This window comes from Acinetobacter sp. (assembly GCF_045628685.1).
Classification (GTDB): domain Bacteria; phylum Pseudomonadota; class Gammaproteobacteria; order Pseudomonadales; family Moraxellaceae; genus Acinetobacter.
Map to the genome: position 1 here is coordinate 12,190 of NZ_JAZQPV010000003.1, position 21,990 is coordinate 34,179.

Genomic DNA, 21,990 nt, shown 5'->3' on the forward strand with positions numbered 1-21,990 from the left:
TCTTATCTTTCAAGGGCTAAAGGACAGCAAAGAACCATCCAAACTTCTCGATCTTGAAAGCCAAATTAAAAAATATGGAAAAACAAGCTGTGTTGCGCAACTTGTAAAAAGTGATAGTAAAATCGGATTTTACTATAAAACTTTAAATATACTTGATCTTATTACATGAGTAAAACAACATCAATTATTTTTGCGCACACGAAAACTATTATACGCTCATCCATTCTTTCGGGGGCGTCGAGTGTTTAAATAGATAAACACTTAAAAATGATGCTTGAAAAGCCAATTTAAAATATTGAATCCATTTTTAAATTAAAATTTTAGGGTTACGACAGGGGATGGGAGGAAGATGTGTCATCGGACTGATCCATTAAATGACGTAATTCAGCTTGTTGTTCCACGCTTAAATGCTGTTGGATCTGTTGCAAGAGGCTTTGTGGCGTAATGCTGTCTAATTCGGGTTCAAGCAAGCTATCAGCTTCAATCACTTCTTCATTAAATACCAGATTCTCATAAATGGTATCAAACTTGTCTTGCAAGGGTTGCAGCTGCATATCAAAAATCTGTTTATTTTCCAGTTTTAAACATTGATATTCAGATGCATATTCCAGCAATTCATTACGATTACCAGTAGCAATAATTTGCAGACGCGGAAAAGCCTGATGTAAGCGCTGTAAAATGACTTGCGAGGTATTTTGATCAAGCTGGTGATCAATCGCATCAATCAATAAAATCCCATCCCCTTCAAGGCATGGATACAAACTGTTCGGATTGAGCAAGCATAGACGGCGCACAATATCACCGATCAAGGCAATCCAGTTTTTAACGCTATTAGAGAGTTGTTGATAGAGCATGGTTTTATTTTGATAGCTGACCATTAACTGCAATTTAGGTTGGTACTGGATATAAACATCCTCTAAACCCGGAATAATAGTATTTAAAGCCAGTTTTAAAGCATCGAGGCTCGGTGCATTCATTTGTCTTTGGGCATTGACCAGTTGTTGCAGAAAGTCATGGTCTTTATTTTTTTGAACGGACGGGTTGGACAGCAACTGTTGAAATAACTGTGCAATCTGTGCATTTTCAATATCGCTAATTTCACGTAACCACTCAAAAAAACGCGTAAAAGTGGTGTAAGCAATGGTAGAAATTTCATAAGCATGTAAAGTCTGGAAAATGCCCGGATTATTCTTGCTCTGAATATTTATTTCATTGACAAAGCGTTCCGCAGGGTAATAGGCAATTAAGGGCAAGCCTTGTAGCTGGTCATGTTTGATGGCATTTTGATAAAGTTCGACCAGATTTTCCAATTGCTGGGTTTCGGCTTTACTGGTGCCAATGCCATGACTATTTAAGGTTTTGTACAACTGCCAGTCGCAGTAAGAAAGTGCTTTGTCTTGTGGTTCACTGGCTTGCGTTAAAGTACCAATATCATTGGGAATTCGAACCCGAATATCAATTTTGGATTGCAAGCGTGTGAGCATAATGTCCTGATCAAGCATCACTACACCCGCAGCACGAAAGTCTTTGTAGCGTGCGGCAAACCAGGTCAGCGCCTGATAAGTGAGTTTTAAAATCGCGGTTTTACCTGAGCTTTGATCGCCAAGAATCAGGGTAATGGGTTTGTCGTTGAATTTCAGCTTGAGATCAGCAAAATGAAGGGCATGTTTGAGGTGAACGGATTCGATTTTCATAAAACACCTGCATTGCGAAATAAGCTGAAATTATTCTCCCACAGCTTTACGCAGCGATAATGGCATCTGCTTTTTGAGTTGTTGTACCAGATCGTAAATGTGGTGAATATTTAAACTTACTTTAGCACGTGTGCAGGCAACGTAAAGTAATCTTAACTCTTCTTCACTAATTTTATGGTCTTTTTCATTGACCTTAAATTGATAGTCATCTTCAATATGCACACGATCCCATTCCAGACCTTTGGCCTTGTGTGCAGTCGAGATAATGTAGTCTGCCTGTCCAATCGGGGTGATTTTCGCCAATGCTCTTTTAAGTGGATCTGTACCGTGATCATCGACCAGTTTTACCAGCGGTTTAATATCACTACCATCATTGGTTTCACAGTATTCATGTACGTCATGCCATGAATTGAACCAGGCCAGTTCAGGCACATCAGTAACACGGCGCCCTTGTTTGAGCATACTTGCAGCGTCGACAAAGCGATTCAGTTTGACATGGTCGGCTTGCAGACTGACTTTTTCGCCATGCAGCAAACCGGCAAGCAGTAATTCCATCGCACGTGCATTGGTCCGGCATAAAATTGCATCACGTTGTTTGGTATGCGGTTTATTGACCACTTTAGAATGAAGGTGCGAATTGCCGAGCAAAGGCACGGTCTCGTTTAAGGCACCTAAAATTGCATTAGCATTCAAGGCAATTTCTTCCCCGAAACGAAATGAGGTGGTTAACCGGGATTCAGGCAAGGGCAGCTGCTTCATGGCATTGACGGCACCGCGCCAGGCATAAATCTGTTGATGAGCATCACCTACATAAATCACCTGGGTATTTCGTTGGCGCAGTAAAATTCCCAGCATCAGCGGATCGGCATCCTGCGCTTCATCAAACAGCACATAATCTGTGGGGATATTGGGTTCAGACAAAGCCCAAAGTTTCAGGTAAATATCGTGACCAATTCCGGCTTGATGGTTCTGGTCAATCGACTCTAACCAGCGCCGTTCAACTGCGGGATAAAGATGCTTTTGCAATTCATCAATATCATCTGGGTGTAACCAGCTTGGCGCCTGTAGATGACGTGGCGCAGGATATTGTGAACTGGTCGAACAGAAATAACTGACTGCATTGGCAACCAGACTGGCCAAACGGCTCGGCATCATCACATATTTTTCATAACGTCCACCCATCATCCGGCGTAGGGTAATCGGTTGCAGCCGATATTCCTTGGCGATAAAACTTGGACTTAAACGCGGTAAACGCAGTTTGTCGGTCACGCCACGCGGAACACTGCGAAAAGCCAGCGAGTGAAAAGTACGACAGTCGACACCACGATGAAATTTACTTTGCGCTTCTGAGGCAATGACTTTGTTAAAGGCCAGATACATGCCACGCCGCTCGGGCATGGCATCACTGATCATTTGCAAAGTGGTGGTTTTACCTGTGCCTGCATAAGCAATCACTTTAAAGGATTTGCCCAAACGCGCATTGTCTATGGCAATGGCTTGCTCATAGGTTGCGCTCGGTTTTTGCGAATTAGACACAGTCATCGGCTTAGTGCTGACGGTTGGCTTTTTCAACCAATCCCGATAAACCTTGGCGACGCGCAAGTTCATTTAAAACCAGTTGCGGTTCAAGATCGAAATAGCCGAGCATGACAATGGTGTGGAACCATAAATCGGCCACTTCATAAATCAGGTCATTTTTATTGTCTTCATTGGCTTCAGCTTTAAAGTCTTTAGCTGCGATGATGGTTTCAATGCTTTCTTCACCGACTTTTTCTAAAATCTTGTTTAAGCCTTTTTGATACAGCTTCGCCACATAAGACGAATCTGGATCGGCTTTTTTGCGTTCGGTCATCATTTGACCCAAATAATCCAGCACTTCCACTTGTTCAGATTGAGCAGTCGAGGCATTCATAACCAAGGTATGTGGATTATGTGACTGGGCAGATTTTTCAGCATAAATCTGGCTTGGGTCTTTCAATTGTGCATCGACAATTTCCCAGCCATTTGTGGTTAATTTACGATAGAAACATGATTCACGGCCGGTATGGCAGGCAATACCGCCATGTTGTTCAATTTGCAATACAATCACGTCCGCATCACAGTCCAGACGGATTTCATGCACGGTTTGGAAATGACCAGACTCTTCACCTTTATGCCACAATTTTTGGCGTGAACGCGAGAAGTAAACTGCCTGGTTTTTTTCTGCAGTTAAGGCTAACGCTTCACGGTTCATCCATGCAACCATGAGCACACGACCGGTTTGGTGATGCTGTGCAATGGCAGGGATTAGACCTTGTTCGTTAAATTTTACTTCATCGAGCCATTGCACGTTGTTCATGAGAATTTCACCAAAATATATTCAAAATTAAAAAGAGCGAATTAAAATCGCAGCTACATAGTGTACGTGATTCAGGACTGTTTGAGAAAAAAATATGGCCATGATCATTTGCTTTGCTCATCAAAAAGTTACGTATTTTTTTCACGTAAATGTATTTCTTTCTTTTATATGCAAGAACATTTTACAAACCAAATGATTGAAAGATGCCATTTAAAATAAAGCCTATCCATAGAGAGGCTTAAATTAGACCGGGTTATAAATTCTGGATAAATTGCGGCAAGTTTTGTTTTTCTACCATTTCCAAAAATTCATCGCCCAAGCGCTGACTTTCCGCCACGCACTGGTTCCACATTTGAATACGCTGTTTCTGATCTAAACCTTTTAAGGTGAAGTCTTTACGATCGGGCAGACGTCCAAGCGGCAGCGATTGCAAATACGCTTGTGAAGGCGAAAGCAATAAAGTTCGTGCCTGATTTTCAGGATTGGCTTGACGCTTTTTAAACATTTTATCGAACCAGCCCGGGGTAATGCGGTCGCTAAAGTGCGGATACAGCACAATCCCTTGGCTCTCAAAAGGCAGGTCGATGTGATAGTCAATTAAACCGCCATCACGGTAACTGCCTTGGGGTGCATCGGGAATATCACGAATCGCCGCCATAACACCTGGAATAGACGCGGAAGCCATCAACCAAGGCGTGACATTGGCGTTATTTAAAGTTTGATAATGGGTAACAAAGTCATCCTCTACTTTAAACTGTGTGCCAATTTCAGGTTGGCTGATCACGCGCTGCATAAACAAGCGGTTATGTTTACGCCCAAGCGCATTACTGCCGATAATGCCAGCCACAGAAGCCAGTAAGGGCAGGGAGTGATCGCTTTGAAAAATATGTTGGGCTTTAATTGAAATCACTGCAAGATGATAGTCAGGATGATCAACCAGTTGTTGTTCTTTGCCCTGGATCAGATCAATCAACATGGCTCTGCAAATATTGCCGACGTCGTGACGAGACATTTTCTTATGGAAATACAGGTTGGTATAAAGTTCTGAAAGACGTTCAGTCCCTTCCTTTGCACCCCAAGCTAAAATACTGGCAAATCGCCAGCTACCAATCGATGAACCAATCAGTGTTCTACGCTGCGGTGCTTGCGTCAAGAACTCACCAAAAATGGCCTGATCCAAACCCTGAATCCCGATGCCTTTTGGACCACCTGCAGCGCCGGGAATAATGTCGACAAAGCTTGCCTGTAAACCTTTTTTTTCAATCAGTTGGCGTGCGAGATAACCTGCACGTAGGTTTAATGCAGGCGCACGTTTTTGCAAAATCTGGGTCATGGCAGAATCAATACAAGACAAGTGTGCGCTTATTTTAAGCGATGTGTCTCAAGACCCAATGGCGAGAGTCATCAGTTGCTGACTGATCAGTCATTGCATAGAAAACAGCCTGAGGATTTAAATCAGCAGGCTGTTTAAAGGTAGATCTCGACGGTAAATGGTCTGTGTTATTTGAACACTCTCCAAACCGCAAGCAAACTTGAGAATGCAATCAAGAGAATAGAGACATACCAAGGGGCAATAATCGCAATCGATAACAGGATTGCCATGAGGCTACCGAAAATCCAGCTGCGTTTTTGCTGGTTTTCCATTTGCAAACGCATACTTTGTAATTCATGCAACTGTTTAGCATGCCAAGCTGACTGGTTTTTTAGACCATTTAAACTGTCGATCATCAAGCTAGGTAAATCCTGTGCACCGAGCAAAAGATCAGGAATTTTTTGTCCTAATTCCTTCAGGTTCTTCTGCGGATTCATTTGTGCTTTAATCCAGTCGGTGAGGATTGGTTTGGCCAATTTCCAGATATCCAGTTCAGGATAAAGGTCGGTTCCCAAGCCTTCGACATGCACCAGTGTTTTCAGCAACAACATTAACTGCGGTGGAATTTCCAGATGGAAACGACGGGCAATATCCATCACTTGAATCAGAATACCGGCAAAATCCAGCTCATGCATCGGTTTTGATACCATGGGCCCCACAGTACGACGCATTTCACGTGCTAAAGCATCCTGGTCTGTCCCCGGTGGAATCCAGCCGGCTTGATGCACCACCAGAATAAGCTGCATAAAGTCACTGTTCATCACCGCCAGTAACATTCGTGCCACGGTCATTTGATCATGTTTAGACAGCTCGCCCATAATCGCGCAATCCAGCGCAATAAAGCGTGGATTGGCTGGATTAATGGTTTCAACAAAAACATTACCCGGATGCATGTCGGCATGGAAGAAGTTGTCACGGAATACTTGGGTAAAGAAAATGGTTAAGCCTTTCTCTGCCAAGTCCGCCCGATTCATGCCCATGCGATCAAAAGTCGCAATATCCGAAATCGGTACACCGGTGATGCGTTCAGCCACCATCACATCTTTGCTGTCCATATACACTTCCGGCACATACATCATGCTTGAGCCAGTAAAGTAATGGCGCATACGACGGGTGTTGTCCGCTTCTAAAGTCAGATCTAGTTCATTCAAAATAATTTGACGATAGTCCTGAATAATTTCAGAAAGATGTAATGCACGTGCTGCTTCCAGACGTTTTTCTAAAGCCGCGCCTAACCAGTCGAGAATCTCAAAATCTTGTAAAATTTGCTGACGAATATTGGGGCGGGTGACTTTCACCACTACTTCACGGCCATCATGCAAGGCCGCAGTATGCACCTGAGCAATGGAAGCTGCAGCAAGCGGTTGTGTGTCGAAACGGGCAAACAGGGTGTTTACATCGGCTTTCAATGATTCCTGAATACGCATTTTGGCAACATTGTTGTCAAAAGGTTTAACTTGATCTTGTAGCAGGACCAGTTGTTGTAAAACTTCTGGTGGAATTAGGTCGCGGCGGGTCGAGAGTAATTGTCCAAGCTTGATCGCTAACGGTCCCATATCCTCTAAAGCTTCTTTCAGCTTCAGTGGGTTTTTACGTTCACGGCTGGACCATGTAGCAGGGTGCATGCGAATCAGGCTTAAAATATGACGGGCTTTTTCAGGTAATTCTTCCGCAGGAAACAACGTGTCGAGTCTATAGTGCGCGGCGATGCGCCAAAGTTCAAGTAAACGTGAAACGTGCGGAATCATAAATGCGTGTGCCTAATCTTGAGTTGAATCAATCTGTGTCTGAAGCTGCTGAATTTTAGCTTCAGCACGATCTAAATTTTGATTAAAAATTCGAGTGTCATGGTTTAAATCATCCATTTGCCAGCGTGGAGCAAACAGACCTGTATCTTCTTTTAATGCATCTTCAGCAAAGAACGCATAGCTTTCCAGCGTGCGTTTTAAATATTTCGGTGCAAGTTGAATCTTACCCAGTTCATGTGCCAGACTCGGACCAATCCACGGACTTAAATGTGCAGCCAAATCGGGTTCAGCCTGTTGCATGATGCGCTGAATGTTCTGTAACAGGTGATAGTCACCTTGAAGCGGAATATTGCCGATATCATCCGACAATAACAGCTTCAAAAGCTCGACCACATTTTTAACCTGCAAAGTTGCCGTTGCTTCAGAAATCTGTTCATTTTTATCAAATGGACGTTGTTCGAAGATGGATGGTGTCTCACTTTGACCAGTGACAGTGGGTTCCAAGCGAACTTTGTTCTGGTCAAAGAATACATCAACAGACAGTTGCGGTGACTCAATCACCACCCGCAACATTTTGCCTTGCAGCTCATTCAACTGAATGCGGGTAATCGCATCCAGATCAATGACATGATGAATTAATCGTTCAACTGCACCGAGTGCCAGAATCGACCACATAGCATAAAACCTTAAAGCTTAAAGCCGCGGTGAACCGCCACAATACCACCGGTTAAGTTGTGGTAATCACAGTTCTGGAAGCCGGCATTTTCCATCATACCTTTAAGGGTGCGCTGGTCTGGGTGCATACGGATGGATTCGGCCAAGTATTTATAACTTTCTGAATCATTGGCAATAATTTTGCCCATGATCGGTAAAGCGGTAAATGAATACAGGTCATACAGTTTAGAGAACGGTTCAAACACAGGTTTAGAGAATTCAAGCACCAACAAGCGACCACCTGGCTTAAGTACGCGGTACATCGCAGCAAGTGCAGCATCTTTATCGGTCACGTTACGTAAACCGAAACTGATGGTCAGCAGGTCAAAACTGTTGTCTGCAAATGGCTCTAAGGTTTCAGCATTGGCTAAAACGAAATCGACATTGGTACAGCCGGCATCGATTAAACGGTCACGACCGACATTGAGCATCGATTCGTTGATGTCTGAAAGAACCACATGACCGGTAGGACCAACTTCACGACTGAAGACTTTAGCCAGGTCACCGGTACCGCCTGCAATATCCAGTACATGCTGACCACGACGTACGCCAGACATGTTAATGGCAAAGCGTTTCCATAAACGATGAATACCAAATGACATCAAGTCATTCATAATGTCGTATTTGCTGGCTACAGAGTGGAACACTTCTGCCACTTTTTGTGCTTTTTCCTGGCTATTTACCGTTTGAAAACCAAAGTGTGTGGTTTCACCGACATTGCCGGTATTTGCGCCACGTGGCAGATTGTATTTAGGCACTGAACCGGTGACAGGCGTATCGGTCAACTGTTGTTGTAAGCTGTGTTGCTGACCTTGTGCTGTCCCTTGCGGTAGAGGTTCAGTTAAGAATGGACTCACTTTGTCTGTATTTTGTGCCGACTCGGGTGTAGAGGCAGGCGTTTGATTTTCGTTAGACATAGAGTCACTCCTAACATAAAAATAGGGTTAATATTGCAGTGCTTGCATGATGACAGATTCTAAGACGTTGTACAGCAATCCGTATGCAATTGTTATGAATAATATACAGAAATCTGCGATGTGTTTTTATTTGCGGCTTATTGTGCCATTTCCATCACAGCATGACATTATTGAAATGGATGGGGATCGCCTGCATGAACTTTATAAATGATTTGACGTTCAACCGCAGTAAAATCTTTGACAAACTTCTCTGCCGACTTTAATGGTTTCATCGCTAAAAAGCCATCCTGCATAAACTCATACATTACCTGAAAGTTATATTTTTGAGCGGTGCCTTTACACATTTTAAATGCAGTGTAGACCACAAATGAGCGCATGTATTTATCGAGACTCAAGCCGAGTTGATCCAGCAAGTCCAGCTGTTTTAAGCGCTGTTGTCCTTGATCCAGTTTGAGATAAGTCAGGCGCATCATCTCATCGCTTAAGCTTTCATAAGGATGATAATCTTCAAGCAGTTGTATTGAGACCTGTTCATCAAGTTGCACCGCCAAAATTGCCAGTTCAACGCCAGAGGTACCGGTTTTAATGGCATTTTCCGGAATCAGTTTTTCTGCTTTATGGGCATATTTGCTTAAACGCGCAATTTGCTCTGCCAAAGCATCGAAATCCGGACCCCCATACAGGCGATTCAGAAAATATTCAGACATCAAAATATTCTGTTTTTCTGCAAATTGCTTTGTATGCGTGTTTTGCATGCGCTGTTTTTGCCAGGTTTGCACATCCTGAAGACGTCGGAAAATGTCAGGATTTTGATGATATTTCAATTGATAGTACAACTCTAACAGGTCATCCAATGCAGCCAGTTTCGACATTATGCATCTCTATTATTTTTTCAGATGGGTAAATCTTAGAGGGAGATGAACCAAGCCGCTATGACAAAGTGATGAAAAAATGACTTTAAATAGGTCAGTTTGATCTGGAAATAAGCAATTTCGAGCAACATAAACTGAACATCTTGCTATGTTGTAGGGTTTTGAGCTTCGCTATACTAAAATTAAGACCATAGCTTTGAGAATAATATGTCTTCAAAAAAAATAGAAATTCAGCTGATGGATGAAGATGAACTCTCCTTGAATCTGATTGAAGCACAATATTTTTTAAAAAATACCCGCGGTCAAAAAAATGCCAAAAGCGTGCTGGTTTTAGTCAATGGAATTGAACTGGCGGGTAAAGGTGAGTCAGTCAAGCAACTGCGTGAATGGGTCGATCCACGCTATTTGAAAGTCAAGGCTGATCCATCCATTATGTTGGATCAGAAACAAACTTTTTGGCAGCCTTATGCACCCTTCATTCCGGCTGAAGGTCAACTCATGGTGATGTTTGGGAATTGGTACAGCGACTTACTGGTCACCGCCATGCATGTGTCCAAACCCCTAGATGAAACAGTATTTGATGCATACATTAAAGATATGCGTGCTTTTGAGCAGGATTTAAAAAACAATCATGTCGATGTGATTAAAGTCTGGTTTGATCTGTCGTGGAAATCCCTACAGAAACGACTGGATAATATGGACCCGAGTGAAGTGCACTGGCACAAACTGCATGGTGTGGATTGGCATGATAAAAAGCCATATGACAATGTGCAGAAACTGCGTCGGCGTTTTACCCAGGACTGGACAATAATCGATGGTGAAGATGAAGAATTGCGGGATCAACAATTTGCGCAGATCATTTTGGCAGCGATGAAAAATTGTCCTGAACATTCAACTCAAAGTACAGCCAAATGGAAACAGGCAGCTATTCCAGAACTGTTATTGCATCCTGAAAATCAGCCGATTACCAAGGAAAATTATAAAAAAGAGCTGAAGACCCTGTCTCTTAAAGTGGCAGAAGCCCTGCGTTTTGATGATCTTAAGGCCATTGTGGTGTTGGAAGGCATGGATGCGGCAGGTAAAGGCGGAGCGATTAAACGCATTGTTAAAAATCTTGATCCGCGTGAATATGATATTTACTCCATCGCAGCCCCTGAAAGATATGAAGCGCGGCATCCCTATTTATGGCGTTTCTGGAACAAATTACAGACCGATGAGGATATTACCATTTTCGACCGTTCCTGGTATGGACGGGTATTGGTTGAACGCGTTGAAGGGCTTACCCACGAGGCCGAATGGCAACGTGCCTATGACGAAATTAACCGTTTTGAAAAAGATTTAGTGAATAGTCAAACAGTGGTGATTAAATTGTGGTTGGCGATTAGTAAGGATGAACAGGCAGTGCGCTTTAAAGCACGTGAAGATACCCCGCATAAACGCTTTAAAATCACCCCTGAGGATTGGCGTAATCGTGAAAAGTGGGATGACTATTTAAGTGCCGCGGCAGACATGTTTGAAAGAACCAGCACAGCCTATGCGCCTTGGTATATTATTGCCAATAATGATAAAAACACGGCGCGTCTAGAAGTTCTCCATGCCATTTTAAAACAGCTGAGAGTGGAATAAGCTCTCAGCTGTGAGATTGTTTGGGAGTATTGCAAATCGCAGGCTATCTTAATCATGTCATATTTATAACAAAGGGTTTAATTCACCACATGGGCTTTTTGTTTTTGCTGAATGCCACTAGCAATTTTGTAACATTCTTCTACATGTGCCTCGGCCACTTTTTTCATCACAAAATAACCTAAACTTGCTGCAATAAGTTGTCCGCCTAAAGGAATAAATTTAGTCACCTGTTTTGTGATGACCTTGGCTGCCACATTGTTGAGGGATTTTTTGACCGCGGTACGTGCCACTACCAGACCAGAAAACTCGACACCACGTTTACGCAGTTCACTCCAATGGACCTGTTTGGTTTTCGGATCATAAACACTGATTTGTTCAGGGGCTAAACCAAAACGTGCATTCACTTCTGGAATGAGTTGTGACAAAATCCCAACGTCGATGACAACATCCAGAAATGGAACAGGCACGATGGCAGCACCTGCAGAAAAATAAGCACGTTTTTTCACAAGTTCTAAGCATTGTGTACGAATGGCTTCCAAATTTAATGAAGAGTCTATTGAGTCTGGAATTTTATCTATTTTCATAATGTAAATACCTTGAACTTGGTGTTGGTTTTTTCTATTCAATCATTATTAAGGTACGAATTTCAAAGCATTTTTGAGTCGAACCGGAATCTAAAAGTGACATAGACAGATGCAGATGTATAGTAAATAATCTTTATGATTTTGTAGGTATTTCATTTTTGAAAAATAAAGGGGTAGGTAATTCATGGCCATTCATGTGATTCAAAGTCAGCGTGTTGATGTACTTGTACATGCCATGCTGACGACCGTGAATAAGCCTGCGAAAACTCCTTTTCAGGTCCTGCAAACCCAGCACTTTATTGTTCCGTCGCATGCGATAGAAGCCTGGCTCACCCAAAAGCTGGCAGAACAAAAAGGCATTAGTGCCAATACCCAGTTTCATCACCGTATTCGTGGTTTTCAATGGTCAGCCTATCAATGGGTACTGGTCGATCAAAGAGAACAGGTACGTAAAGCCAATATTCCCCGCATTATTATTAAGTGGCGCGTGTTTCAGGCGCTGAAAAGCTTTATTCAGGCCGAACAAAATCCTTTGGTACTCGATCATCCTTTACATTCCATTGTGCAGCGGATTTATGACAGTGCCGACCGTTTGGAACAAGGCATAGAAAAACAGCTGAAAAAGCAGGGCATGCTGTATTGGGTGGCGGAACAGGTATCACGCCTGTTTAGCCACTACATGGAATATCGCGGGCATTGCCAGAAAAACTGTCCACCGAATATGTGCCGTTGTCCAACCAACTGGTTACAGGCTTGGGGACAAAATAAAGAACTTGCCATTGAAGAGATGTTCTTTAAAACCAATACGGAAATTTCCGAATTTACCTTAAATCAGGCACGTGAACTGGAAGCGTGGCAGCGTTGGCTGTGGCAGGAAGTGTTTCATCAAGATTTTGAACAAATGCTAAGTATTGATGCCATGTTCTGGGAAATTCTGGACGATCCAGAAACGCGTAAAGCAGCCTTAAAAAAACTGCCACGACAGTTGGTAATTTTTACCTTACTCGATTTACCCCCGATGCAACTGGAATTTTTACGGCGTTTGGGGCAGTACATTGATATCTATATTTTGCATTACAACCCTTCGCAAGAGTATTGGGCCGACAGCGTCGATCCGAACTGGAAAGCGCGTTACGACGTACGGGTCAAAGAACGCTTTATTGCCAAAAATCCGAAAGCCAGTGATGCCGATATTGAGAAATTCTTTCAGGAATTTACCTTAAATTTTAATGCGGAACAGCGTGAATCTCGCCATCCCTTACTGACCCGTTTTGGTAAACAGGCACGTGATCATTTCTCTTTGTTATCCAACTTGTCTTCAGGCGAGGATGGGGTCTGGGCAGATGCCTTTGTCGATGAATATAAAGATAACCTGCTCGGTAAAATTCAATCCGATGTGTTGTATCTGGTCGAGCCGGAAAAGCATCAATATGTCTTGGATAAGCAGGATGATTCGATTCAGATTCATGTCTGCCATTCCAGTTTACGACAGCTGGAAGTTTTAAAGGAGCAGCTGATTCACTGGCTAGCGCAAGGCACAAAAGATGCGCCACGCAGGCCCAGTGATATCTTGGTTTTAAGCCCAAGTTTGAGTGAGCTTGAACCGCTGATTCGCAGTGTATTTGCCCCACCGCCCAGTGAACGCGATCTGATTCAGCAAAAAGCGGGCAGTAGTCATCATCTCTCCAAAGACAGTGTGTATTTACCGATTAAAATTGCCGGCGTGGCCCAGCTGGATGCACTGAATGCCTGGAAAGCCGTTCTCGGGCGAATTGAGCTGATTCAACGGCGTTTTACCATTGAAGATTTTGCCGACTGGCTTAGCTTAACTGCCACCCAGCAACGTTACAGTTTAGAAGTCAACTCGATTGAACGGATGACGCAGTTGCTGATAGATGCCGGCTTTAAACGCGGACTGGATGCCCAGCATTTACAGCGTAGTTTGTGTAAGGGCGATGAGGACTACCGCTTTAGTTTTAAATTTGCGCTTGACCGTCTGGCTTTGGGTATTGCCATTCCCGAGCATACCTTGTTTCAAGGCACGCTGAGTTTTGCCAAAGTATTGCCGAGCGACTTTGAGCTGATTGCCAAGCTGATTCAGATTTATCAGGATTTTGATGCACGCCGTGACTGGATGATCGCGCATGAGCAAGGCCAGACTGTAGCTGTAGAGCAATGGCTAAAACACCTGATGCAGGACATTGCCGAGTTTGAAGAGGCAGGTGTTGAATCCTTAGCCGCAGTTTATAAAATTATCAAGAAACAGGAACGGATGCTGACACTGGCCAGTTTCTATGATGAGCACGATCATCATGCCTTGCGCAGTTTAAGTTTACCGTTGCCTTATTTGCTGGCGGAAATTAACACCACGTTAGAAGCACAACTGGACCATGCTGAACCGACCGGACAAATTACCTTTAGCCAGATTGGGCAGATCCGTCCTGTGCCTTATAAATTGATTGTGATGCTCGGACTCGATAGCGGCAAGTTTCCGAATCGTACCCAGCATTTACCTTTCGATTTGATGGATTTACTGAAACCACAGCTGGGGGATCGTTCGCGTCTGGAAGATGATCAGGGTGCATTTTTAGATAACCTGCTGTTGGCGCAGGATAACCTGTGGCTGTTTTATAACGGCTTCGATATCAATGATGGTGAAGTGCGTGATCCATCGACAGTGTTGCAGGAACTGGTTCAGCATCTGGCCTTTATTGTTCAGACCAAACAGCCCGATACAGAAGCGGATGCAACCTTGGAGATCAATGGTGTAGTAGTGCCTGAACAACTGCAGTCACTTTATCATGTGCATCCTTTATTGCCTTTCGATCCAGTGGGGTTTGAAACCGCTCGACCGGTGCGTTATCAGGATCAATGGTTCTGCGTGGCCGGGCAGCTTCGGCATGCCACCGGACAGCGCTCGTCTTGGGTAAATACGCCGTATCAACATCTGCAGCAAGATGTTCAGGTACTCGACAGTCATCAATGGATTCAGGATATGACTTTCCCGGCACGACTATATTTAAAAACTTTAGGTGTGGAAAATTTACGTCATGAAGATTTACCCGCAGTGCAGGAACCTTTGTTACTGGATGGTTTGGGACGTTATGCCATACGCCAGTTCTTGCAAAAGCAGGACGGTTCGGCACAGCCTGAATTACTGATGGATCAGCTGCCGATTGGAAAATTGCAACAGAGTAGCTGGCAGATCAGTGTAGTGGAACAAGAACGCTTAAAAGCGCGATTACTAAAATACGCCACTGAAGTGACCCCGACTACGCAGCAGGTTTGGAAGGTGAATGATCATGTTTATATGAACATTAACCTGCCAAAAAACAGTGCTGAGAAATGGGTCAGTCTGGAAGCCTCAAGCGCACGTGCCAAGCGTCGCGCCAAAGTCTGGCTAGAATATTTACTTTGGCTAGCTTATCTGAATATGGGTGAGGGCGGTGAAAAGCTGGCGCGGATTGTGGTGTTTAGTGACCGAACTATTTTATGTCATGGCGTCACCTCGAATAAAGCACGCGAGTGGCTGGATCACTGGTTGGCGGCCTGGAAATATGGGCAAAGCCAACCGTTAGTTTTGCCGGCAGCCTTGCTGCTGAAAATTGCTGAAAAAGACAAAGAGCATGACTGGCAAGCCAATGAACAGAACCAGATGTGCATTGATGATATGGATATGATCTATAAAGACTGGCATGAGGATGGTAAATTCACGGGGTTTTCGGTCGCAGATAATGAAGCCACCAAAATGCACCGGGACTGGCAGTTTATTTTACAGGAACAGGATGCCACAGCATTGCTAGAAGATGCTTGTGCACAATTTTCTTATCGTCTTTATCAGCCGGTATTTATGCATCAACAAGTGATTGAGGAATAACAATAAATGAATCATCCTCAAAGCTTAAGAAAGTTGTCCTTTAACCCGATTGCGGATATGCAATTCAAAGGTTTGCACTGGATTGAGGCTTCGGCCGGCACAGGAAAAACCTTTACCCTGTCGAGTCTAATGGTGCGGATATTCCTGAATCAGTATTTGCCCAATCAAGTGATTGCGACGACGTTTACCCGTGCCGCTGCAGCCGAACTGAAAAACCGGATTCGACTGCGTCTGGTTGAAACTTTACGTTATTTTGAAAGTTGCCAAACCCTCCCCGATGCTGAAATTCAGGCCAAAATAGCGGCTGAAACCGATCCTTTATTTCAAAAAGTGCTGACTGATTATTCAACGCGAGTAGATTATGCCCGCGAACGTCTAAAACTGGTGATTGATCAGCTGGATGAGCTATTTGTTGGAACGCTGGACAGTTTCAGTCAGAAATTATTGCGCGAGTTTTCATTTGAAAGCGGCAAGATTGAACGGGCTGATATTACCGATGATGCCAAGAGTTATACGCATCAGCTGATTCACGATGTATTACGTGAATGGATTCAGTTACAACCACAAAATGTGGTCAATTATCTGCTACTCAATCAAAAGTTGAAATCACAGGATGCCTATGTTCCTGTGGTGGAAAATACCCTGAACTTCGCTTCAGCACAGTTTCAGGAAGTGGCTGCGCCAGAACTGGATTTAAACCAGTTTGAACAGCTGGTGGATAACTTCATTCAGCTGGATTTAAGCCTGATTTCAACTCTGAGCGAATATTATTCGGCTGATGGGCAATATCATTCGGTGATTGGTAAAAAATGGCGCACCGATGGCTTAATGCAACGCACCTTATGTGATGATTTGCCTGCTTTTATTCAGGCTTTGGCTGAACAGCATAGCTATGCTTTATTTGCACCACATTTTGAAAAGACCTTAAAAAATCTGACGGATCTGGCGACTAAAAAAGTCCTGAATAAATGTGCTGAAGATGTGCTGCATCAGTTTGAGCAGCATGTAGTGATGCAAGCGTTGAAAAGTTTTTGTGATGCTTTATCCAAACTGAATATGGATCTGGATTTACTGGATGCCTATTTGAAATTTTATTTAAGCCGTGAAGTCAAAAAGCGCTTACCGCAAGTACTGCAGCAGAAAAGTGAAACCACCTTTGCCCAGCAAATTCGAACTTTGTCGGAAGCACTGCAAGGAGAACAAGGACTGCGTTTTGCCAAGTTTGTACAGGCTCATTATCCCTTGATTTTAGTGGATGAATTTCAGGATACCAATCAGGACCAAGATGATATGCTGGCGCGAATCTGGCGGGATCAGAAGCGCTATATGCAAGGCTGCATGATCATGGTCGGTGACCCGAAACAGGCGATTTACGGCTTCCGTGGTGGCGACATGCTGACTTATAACAAGGCCCGTGCCGATGTACTTTCCAAACAAGGTCAGGAATACAGTTTGCGACACAATCATCGTTCTGTTAAAGCGTTGGTGGAAGTTGTGGATGCTTTATTTCAGCGCCAGATGGATTTTGGTGAAGAAGTCTTTTACAGTCCGGTTGAGGCAGGTGCTCGTGCGCATCCTCCGCTTATTGATGCGCAGGGTGAGAATCACCAACCCTTACGCTGGTTGCAATTAAGTGATAAAAAAGCCGAACCGATTCAGGTGGCGTGGAAAATTCGCGATTTACTCAATCAGGGCATTGAAGAAAAACTCTATCTGGCCGAAAAAACTGGACCGAGATATCTGATCGAAAATGACATCGCGATTTTATCGAAAAACCATGATGGTCTGGATAAAGTCCAATATGAATTAGAGCGTTTAGGCATTCGGGTTAATCGCCCCTCCAAGCGTAGCGTATTTGATCATCAGGTCGCAAAAGATGTCGGGGCGATGCTGACTGCGATCATGCATCCCTATGATGAAGGCAAAATTAAACGGGCTTTACTCAGCCGATTACTGGGTTTTAATTTACAGCAACTGATGCAACTTGAAGCCCAGGCAGATGGTTTGAGCCAGTTCATTTATGACTTTGACTGCATTCGAGAAATGTGGCTGGAAAAGGGCTTTTTAACGGCATGGCAGTATTGTCTGAATTTATTTCAGGTCTGGAAAAATCTGGTCGCAACGCAAAGCAGGGATAATGAGCGCACAGTAGTGAATTTGCGCCATCTGACTGAATTACTCAGTCAGCACAGTGAGCAATATCAAGGCGCACAAAAGCTCTATCACTGGTATTTGAAGCAACTGCAATCTCCAGCAGAACGGGAGTGGGAACTTGAACGCAAACTGTCGAATGAGGCAGGAGTGCAATTGATGACCATTCATCAGTCCAAAGGACTGGAGTTTAAAATTGTCTTTTTATTGGGTGCTGATAAAGACTTCAAGGAAATGAACAAAACCCTGAATTTTTCCACCGTAGATCATGTGCATCCGGTGACAGGTAAAGTTGAAGTGCAGCGTGTGGTGGCGGTGAATGACAAGAACTTGCTGCCACAAGATGCAATTGATCAGCACAATGCCCGTGCAATCGCAGAGCAACATCGGCTTTGGTATGTGGCATTGACCCGAGCCAGTCATCGGGTCTATGCCATGCTGCAGGATCAGGACGGCAAATCAAATCATGCTTTAGCTTTTTGGCGTGGACAAGCTCCTGAAATTTTCACCCATATTGCCAGTACAGAAGAATCTTTGCTGACTGAAAAGCCGATCAGGCTGCAGGCCAAACAACAGCAAGAAGCTTTACCTTTACAGGCATTAGAATTTCCTAAGCAGCGGTTTTATCCACGGTCCAAAACCAGTTTCAGTGCATTGGCACAGCATTTAACGCGTAAACAAGTGATGGATGCCTTGGCAGTCAATACCGAACAGCTGCTGAGTGCTGCTGACGAAATCCATCTGTTTGAACCGATTGAAACTGTTTCAAACCAACCATTGTCATGGATCAAGCGTAATTTTCCGATGGGTACCGTTGCGGGAACCTTCCTGCATGAAATTTTTGAACATATCGATTTCAAGAATCAGCAGGACTGGCCATTGGAGATTCGCCGCCGTTTCAAAAATGACTACCCGAGTTTATGGTTGGAACTTTCAAGTAAATACGAGCAAGAGTTCCAGCAGCAGGATGAAGAACAGCTGATTGCCTGGATGGGTGAATGGTTGCAGCAGGTTTTAGTCACGCCTTTGCATCAGGATTTTCAGCTGAATCACCTGACTGAACATGAACATCTGGCCGAATTTCCATTCTATTTGTCTCTGTCAGATCATGTCTTGGCAATTCAACGGATTCATCGGCTTTATGCAGAATATGGCATCGATATGCTGGATTTTAATCAGGCCAATTCTGCACGCTATTTAACCGGTTCAATCGATCTGGTTTATTTTGATGGTCAGCAATATCATATTGCCGATTATAAAAGTAACTTTTTAGGCACCGATCAATCGCATTATATCGAGGCAGAAATCAGGCAAAGTATGTCGCAAGCCAGTTATTGGTTGCAGGCAGGCTTATATCTGGTGGCATTACACCGTTATTTAACCGTGCAAATGCAGGACTATGACATTGAGCAGCATTTGGGCGGTGCAAGTTATTTGTATTTGCGCGGCATGAACGGACAGGTTGAACACGGGTTTTATCACTGGAAACCGGATGCTGAATTTGTCCTGCGGCTCGATGCTATTTTGGGCTATTTTGCTGAAGATAAAAGCGGCAAAATTGCCTGATTTATCAAAATTTGTATATTTTAAACAATAGATTAAGTTGTGGATAACTTTGAGGATAACTGTGTGGAAAATAAACAATATAAAGATGATCAAAGCGCTGCATGGATCAGCACTTGGAGTCGGTTTATTCGCCAGAAGCCTTTTAGTCAGGGAGCACAGCACGAAACTAGCAGCGACATTATTGATCAAATCTTGGAAGCAACTCAACAAGGCGATAGTTGTATTTCTGCAACTCAAGCGCAAGCCAATACACTGGACGATTTAGTGGTTTCGGTAGCCAATATTCAGCAGCAGATTGCTCCCTTTGTTTATGAAGACAATCGTTTGTATTTATATCGCTATTGGGCGTTGGAAGAGTCTTTAGCTCAGCAAGTTGCGCGCTTAAAACAGCAAAATATTGAAGCCGTTGATATTTCGAATTATCCCGAATTACTGACTGATAAACATCAGATTCAAGCTTTAAGTATGGTGGCAAAGCAAGCGTTGAATATTATTACCGGTGGACCAGGAACGGGAAAAACCTACACGCTGGCACGTATTATTGCCGTGCTGAATCAATCAATGCCAAATATTCGCATTGCCATGGCAGCACCGACCGGTAAAGCTGCACAACGGATGAAAGAAGCACTGCAAAACTCGCTGAATGATGAAAAACTGCAAGACTTGGTTACTGACGATTTAAAACAACTTAACCCAATTACCATTCACCGTTTATTAGGTTTGGGAACGACTTATCAGCCACGGTTTCATGCCAAACAACCTTTGCCTTATGATGTGATTGTGGTTGATGAAGCTTCGATGCTGGACTTAAGTCTGGCCAATATGCTGTTGTCTGCGGTGCCTGATCATGCGCGGTTAATTTTATTGGGCGATGCAGATCAGTTGGCAGCAGTCGATGTCGGTTCGGTGCTGGCAGATTTACAGCAAGTCCCGGCTTTGGCTGAGAATCGGATCAACCTCGTTACCAGTCGCCGTTTTAAAGAAGGTGCATTGATTGGGCAAATGGCAAAATTTATTCAGGCGCAACAACCCAATCAAAATAGCGCAGCATTATTAGAAAAGTTTGCCAAGCAAGTGGTTCATCCGAGTGAAATCCAAATGGTATTTCTTCAGTCCGAAATGGATGATCAAATTCAACTGGAATATCTGCCACCGAATATGTCCAAGCAATTTGATCGAACATCCTATTATGACAAACTGATGTTGGGCTATCAGCATTATGTTGGAGCACTGAAAAGCTATTTAACCGCAGACGAGCCTGAACTTTGGGTACAACATGTAGTCAACGTTTTTGATGATTATCGAATTTTGACTCCCATTCGACATGGCGCTTTGGGCTTGACCCAGCTGAATTTGCAAGTCGAACAGCGCTTACTGGATGCTTTATCCCTACAGATGAACAAGCAAGGAGATTGGTATGTGGGTCGCCCAGTAATGATGACCTATAACGATTACCAGCTGGGTTTGTCGAATGGTGATATCGGGATCTGTTTTAAACGCAGTCGTGATGGGCAGTCACAATTTGAAGTCTATTTTCCAAGTTTAGAAAAATGGGTACCGGCTACCCGTTTACCGAAAAGTATTGAAACCGCATTTGTACTGACGATTCATAAATCGCAAGGTTCGGAATTTACTCATACCGCAGTCGTTTTAGATGAAACAGCAAAGGATTTATTAAGTAAAGAATTACTGTACACCGCAATTACCCGTGCCAGAAAGGTAGTTAGTCTTTTGGCAGACTCAGAGGCTTTAGTCCAGTCTTTAATGGTTAAAACCACGAGGAAAAGCGGGGTATTAGCTAAAGTTAATGGTTTGTTGGATTGTTAAGGTAGGGTAATTGATTTGTAGTTTTGTACGAAATTGCTTACATCAATTCGAGAAATTGACGCATAGAGCTTTGTGAATGTTTTTGAGATGATGGCTGCACATAAAAAGCTCAATACGGAAAGTTGGGTAAAATCGCCATAAAATATAATAATAATGTCGAAAGACAGCGAACTTACAGTGAAGTAAGGAAAAGAGGAAACTTACAGCCGCTAAGCCTTGTAGTTTTGGGAGAGACTACAGGGCTTTTTTATATGCAAAAATATAGCGTTTTCACAAAATGGTTTGTTTAATCTGTCATGAATAATAACCAGATTAGGTAATTTAATTTAAAAGGCTTAAATATCAGAGCTTGTAATAGATCTCTTTCATAAATCAAAAATGATCTTCTTTTTGGTTGATATTCGTACTCCAGTTTTTTTAGCATTCGTGCATCATCTGCGGATGAAATACATCGATTCAAACAGACTTTCTGATCCTCAGTTCAAGCGATACACCGGCATCTCATGGTCAACCTTCTATTTAATGGTGGGGCAATTGAAAATGCATGTCCCTGCCAAGGGCAAACCGGCCAAGTTAAGCCTTGAGGATCAGGTTCTGCTCTGTCTGAGCTATTGGCGGGAATACCGAACCTTATTTCACATTGCGACGAGTTGCGGTGTTTCAGAAGCCACAGCCTCAAGAATTGTCCGTCATGTTGAAGACTT

At 43.5% G+C, this 21,990-nt stretch carries 14 protein-coding genes; 5 read left to right on the top strand and 9 right to left on the bottom strand.

Translation table 11 applies throughout. From position 1 onward, the window contains the following. Nucleotides 1–326: 326 nt before the first annotated feature. The 8 genes from ACKI4H_RS00800 to ACKI4H_RS00835 form a co-directional block, all read right to left on the bottom strand. Nucleotides 327–1,694, bottom strand: a complete 1,368-nt coding sequence (locus ACKI4H_RS00800) for an ATP-binding protein (protein WP_407303233.1) — start codon at nucleotides 1,692–1,694, stop codon at nucleotides 327–329. Between the two features lie 30 nt (nucleotides 1,695–1,724). Then, nucleotides 1,725–3,230, bottom strand: a complete 1,506-nt coding sequence (locus ACKI4H_RS00805; protein ID WP_407303249.1) for a 3'-5' exonuclease — start codon at nucleotides 3,228–3,230, stop codon at nucleotides 1,725–1,727. A 10-nt stretch (nucleotides 3,231–3,240) separates the two neighbouring features. After that, on the bottom strand, nucleotides 3,241–4,032 hold the full coding sequence (gene hisIE, locus ACKI4H_RS00810; RefSeq protein WP_407303234.1) for a bifunctional phosphoribosyl-AMP cyclohydrolase/phosphoribosyl-ATP diphosphatase HisIE: 792 nt from the start codon (nucleotides 4,030–4,032) through the stop codon (nucleotides 3,241–3,243). 253 nt (nucleotides 4,033–4,285) lie between these two features. Next, nucleotides 4,286–5,365: a patatin-like phospholipase family protein gene (locus ACKI4H_RS00815; RefSeq protein ID WP_407303236.1), complete on the bottom strand. Its 1,080-nt coding sequence runs from the start codon at nucleotides 5,363–5,365 to the stop codon at nucleotides 4,286–4,288. 167 nt (nucleotides 5,366–5,532) lie between these two features. Continuing rightward, nucleotides 5,533–7,152 carry an ABC1 kinase family protein gene (locus ACKI4H_RS00820; protein WP_407303237.1) on the bottom strand — a complete coding sequence of 540 codons (1,620 nt, stop codon included), beginning with the start codon at nucleotides 7,150–7,152 and terminating at the stop codon, nucleotides 5,533–5,535. A gap of 12 nt (nucleotides 7,153–7,164) precedes the next feature. Then, a complete protein-coding gene (locus ACKI4H_RS00825; RefSeq protein ID WP_407303239.1) occupies nucleotides 7,165–7,827 on the bottom strand; it encodes an SCP2 domain-containing protein in 663 nt (220 codons plus the stop codon). Between the two features lie 11 nt (nucleotides 7,828–7,838). Continuing rightward, nucleotides 7,839–8,783 carry a bifunctional demethylmenaquinone methyltransferase/2-methoxy-6-polyprenyl-1,4-benzoquinol methylase UbiE gene (ubiE, locus tag ACKI4H_RS00830; protein ID WP_407303240.1) on the bottom strand — a complete coding sequence of 315 codons (945 nt, stop codon included), beginning with the start codon at nucleotides 8,781–8,783 and terminating at the stop codon, nucleotides 7,839–7,841. Between the two features lie 167 nt (nucleotides 8,784–8,950). Then, nucleotides 8,951–9,655, bottom strand: a complete 705-nt coding sequence (locus tag ACKI4H_RS00835) for an FFLEELY motif protein (RefSeq protein WP_407303241.1) — start codon at nucleotides 9,653–9,655, stop codon at nucleotides 8,951–8,953. A gap of 207 nt (nucleotides 9,656–9,862) precedes the next feature. Here ACKI4H_RS00835 and ACKI4H_RS00840 point away from each other — a divergent pair, with 207 nt between their 5' ends. Continuing rightward, nucleotides 9,863–11,281, top strand: a complete 1,419-nt coding sequence (locus ACKI4H_RS00840) for a phosphate--AMP phosphotransferase (RefSeq protein WP_407303242.1) — start codon at nucleotides 9,863–9,865, stop codon at nucleotides 11,279–11,281. A 77-nt stretch (nucleotides 11,282–11,358) separates the two neighbouring features. Here the strand turns inward: ACKI4H_RS00840 and ACKI4H_RS00845 are convergent, their stop codons facing one another. Next, complete coding sequence (locus ACKI4H_RS00845) at nucleotides 11,359–11,865, bottom strand: hypothetical protein (protein WP_407303244.1); 507 nt, start codon at nucleotides 11,863–11,865, stop codon at nucleotides 11,359–11,361. 184 nt (nucleotides 11,866–12,049) lie between these two features. Between ACKI4H_RS00845 and ACKI4H_RS00850 the strand changes: the two genes are divergently transcribed. The 4 genes from ACKI4H_RS00850 to ACKI4H_RS00865 all read left to right on the top strand — a co-directional run. Next, entirely contained in the window at nucleotides 12,050–15,742 is a 3,693-nt protein-coding gene (locus tag ACKI4H_RS00850; RefSeq protein ID WP_407303245.1) for an exodeoxyribonuclease V subunit gamma, read from the top strand. A gap of 6 nt (nucleotides 15,743–15,748) precedes the next feature. Beyond that, entirely contained in the window at nucleotides 15,749–19,459 is a 3,711-nt protein-coding gene (locus ACKI4H_RS00855) for a UvrD-helicase domain-containing protein (RefSeq protein ID WP_407303247.1), read from the top strand. Nucleotides 19,460–19,522: 63 nt separating this feature from the next. Further along, nucleotides 19,523–21,286 (top strand): exodeoxyribonuclease V subunit alpha, encoded by a 1,764-nt coding sequence (gene recD, locus ACKI4H_RS00860; protein WP_407303248.1) that lies wholly within the window; start codon nucleotides 19,523–19,525, stop codon nucleotides 21,284–21,286. 540 nt (nucleotides 21,287–21,826) lie between these two features. Continuing rightward, a partial coding sequence (locus ACKI4H_RS00865; protein ID WP_407303251.1) for a transposase family protein occupies nucleotides 21,827–21,990 on the top strand: 164 nt, incomplete at its 3' end.

Coding starts and splice junctions, on each gene's coding strand:
- ACKI4H_RS00800 (WP_407303233.1), bottom strand. CDS start 1,694: ATGAAAATCGAATCCGTTCACCTCAAACATGCCCTTCATTTTGCTGAT.
- hisIE (WP_407303234.1), bottom strand. CDS start 4,032: ATGAACAACGTGCAATGGCTCGATGAAGTAAAATTTAACGAACAAGGT.
- ACKI4H_RS00815 (WP_407303236.1), bottom strand. CDS start 5,365: ATGACCCAGATTTTGCAAAAACGTGCGCCTGCATTAAACCTACGTGCA.
- ACKI4H_RS00820 (WP_407303237.1), bottom strand. CDS start 7,152: ATGATTCCGCACGTTTCACGTTTACTTGAACTTTGGCGCATCGCCGCG.
- ACKI4H_RS00825 (WP_407303239.1), bottom strand. CDS start 7,827: ATGTGGTCGATTCTGGCACTCGGTGCAGTTGAACGATTAATTCATCAT.
- ubiE (WP_407303240.1), bottom strand. CDS start 8,783: ATGTCTAACGAAAATCAAACGCCTGCCTCTACACCCGAGTCGGCACAA.
- ACKI4H_RS00835 (WP_407303241.1), bottom strand. CDS start 9,655: ATGTCGAAACTGGCTGCATTGGATGACCTGTTAGAGTTGTACTATCAA.
- ACKI4H_RS00840 (WP_407303242.1), top strand. CDS start 9,863: ATGTCTTCAAAAAAAATAGAAATTCAGCTGATGGATGAAGATGAACTC.
- ACKI4H_RS00845 (WP_407303244.1), bottom strand. CDS start 11,865: ATGAAAATAGATAAAATTCCAGACTCAATAGACTCTTCATTAAATTTG.
- ACKI4H_RS00850 (WP_407303245.1), top strand. CDS start 12,050: ATGGCCATTCATGTGATTCAAAGTCAGCGTGTTGATGTACTTGTACAT.
- ACKI4H_RS00855 (WP_407303247.1), top strand. CDS start 15,749: ATGAATCATCCTCAAAGCTTAAGAAAGTTGTCCTTTAACCCGATTGCG.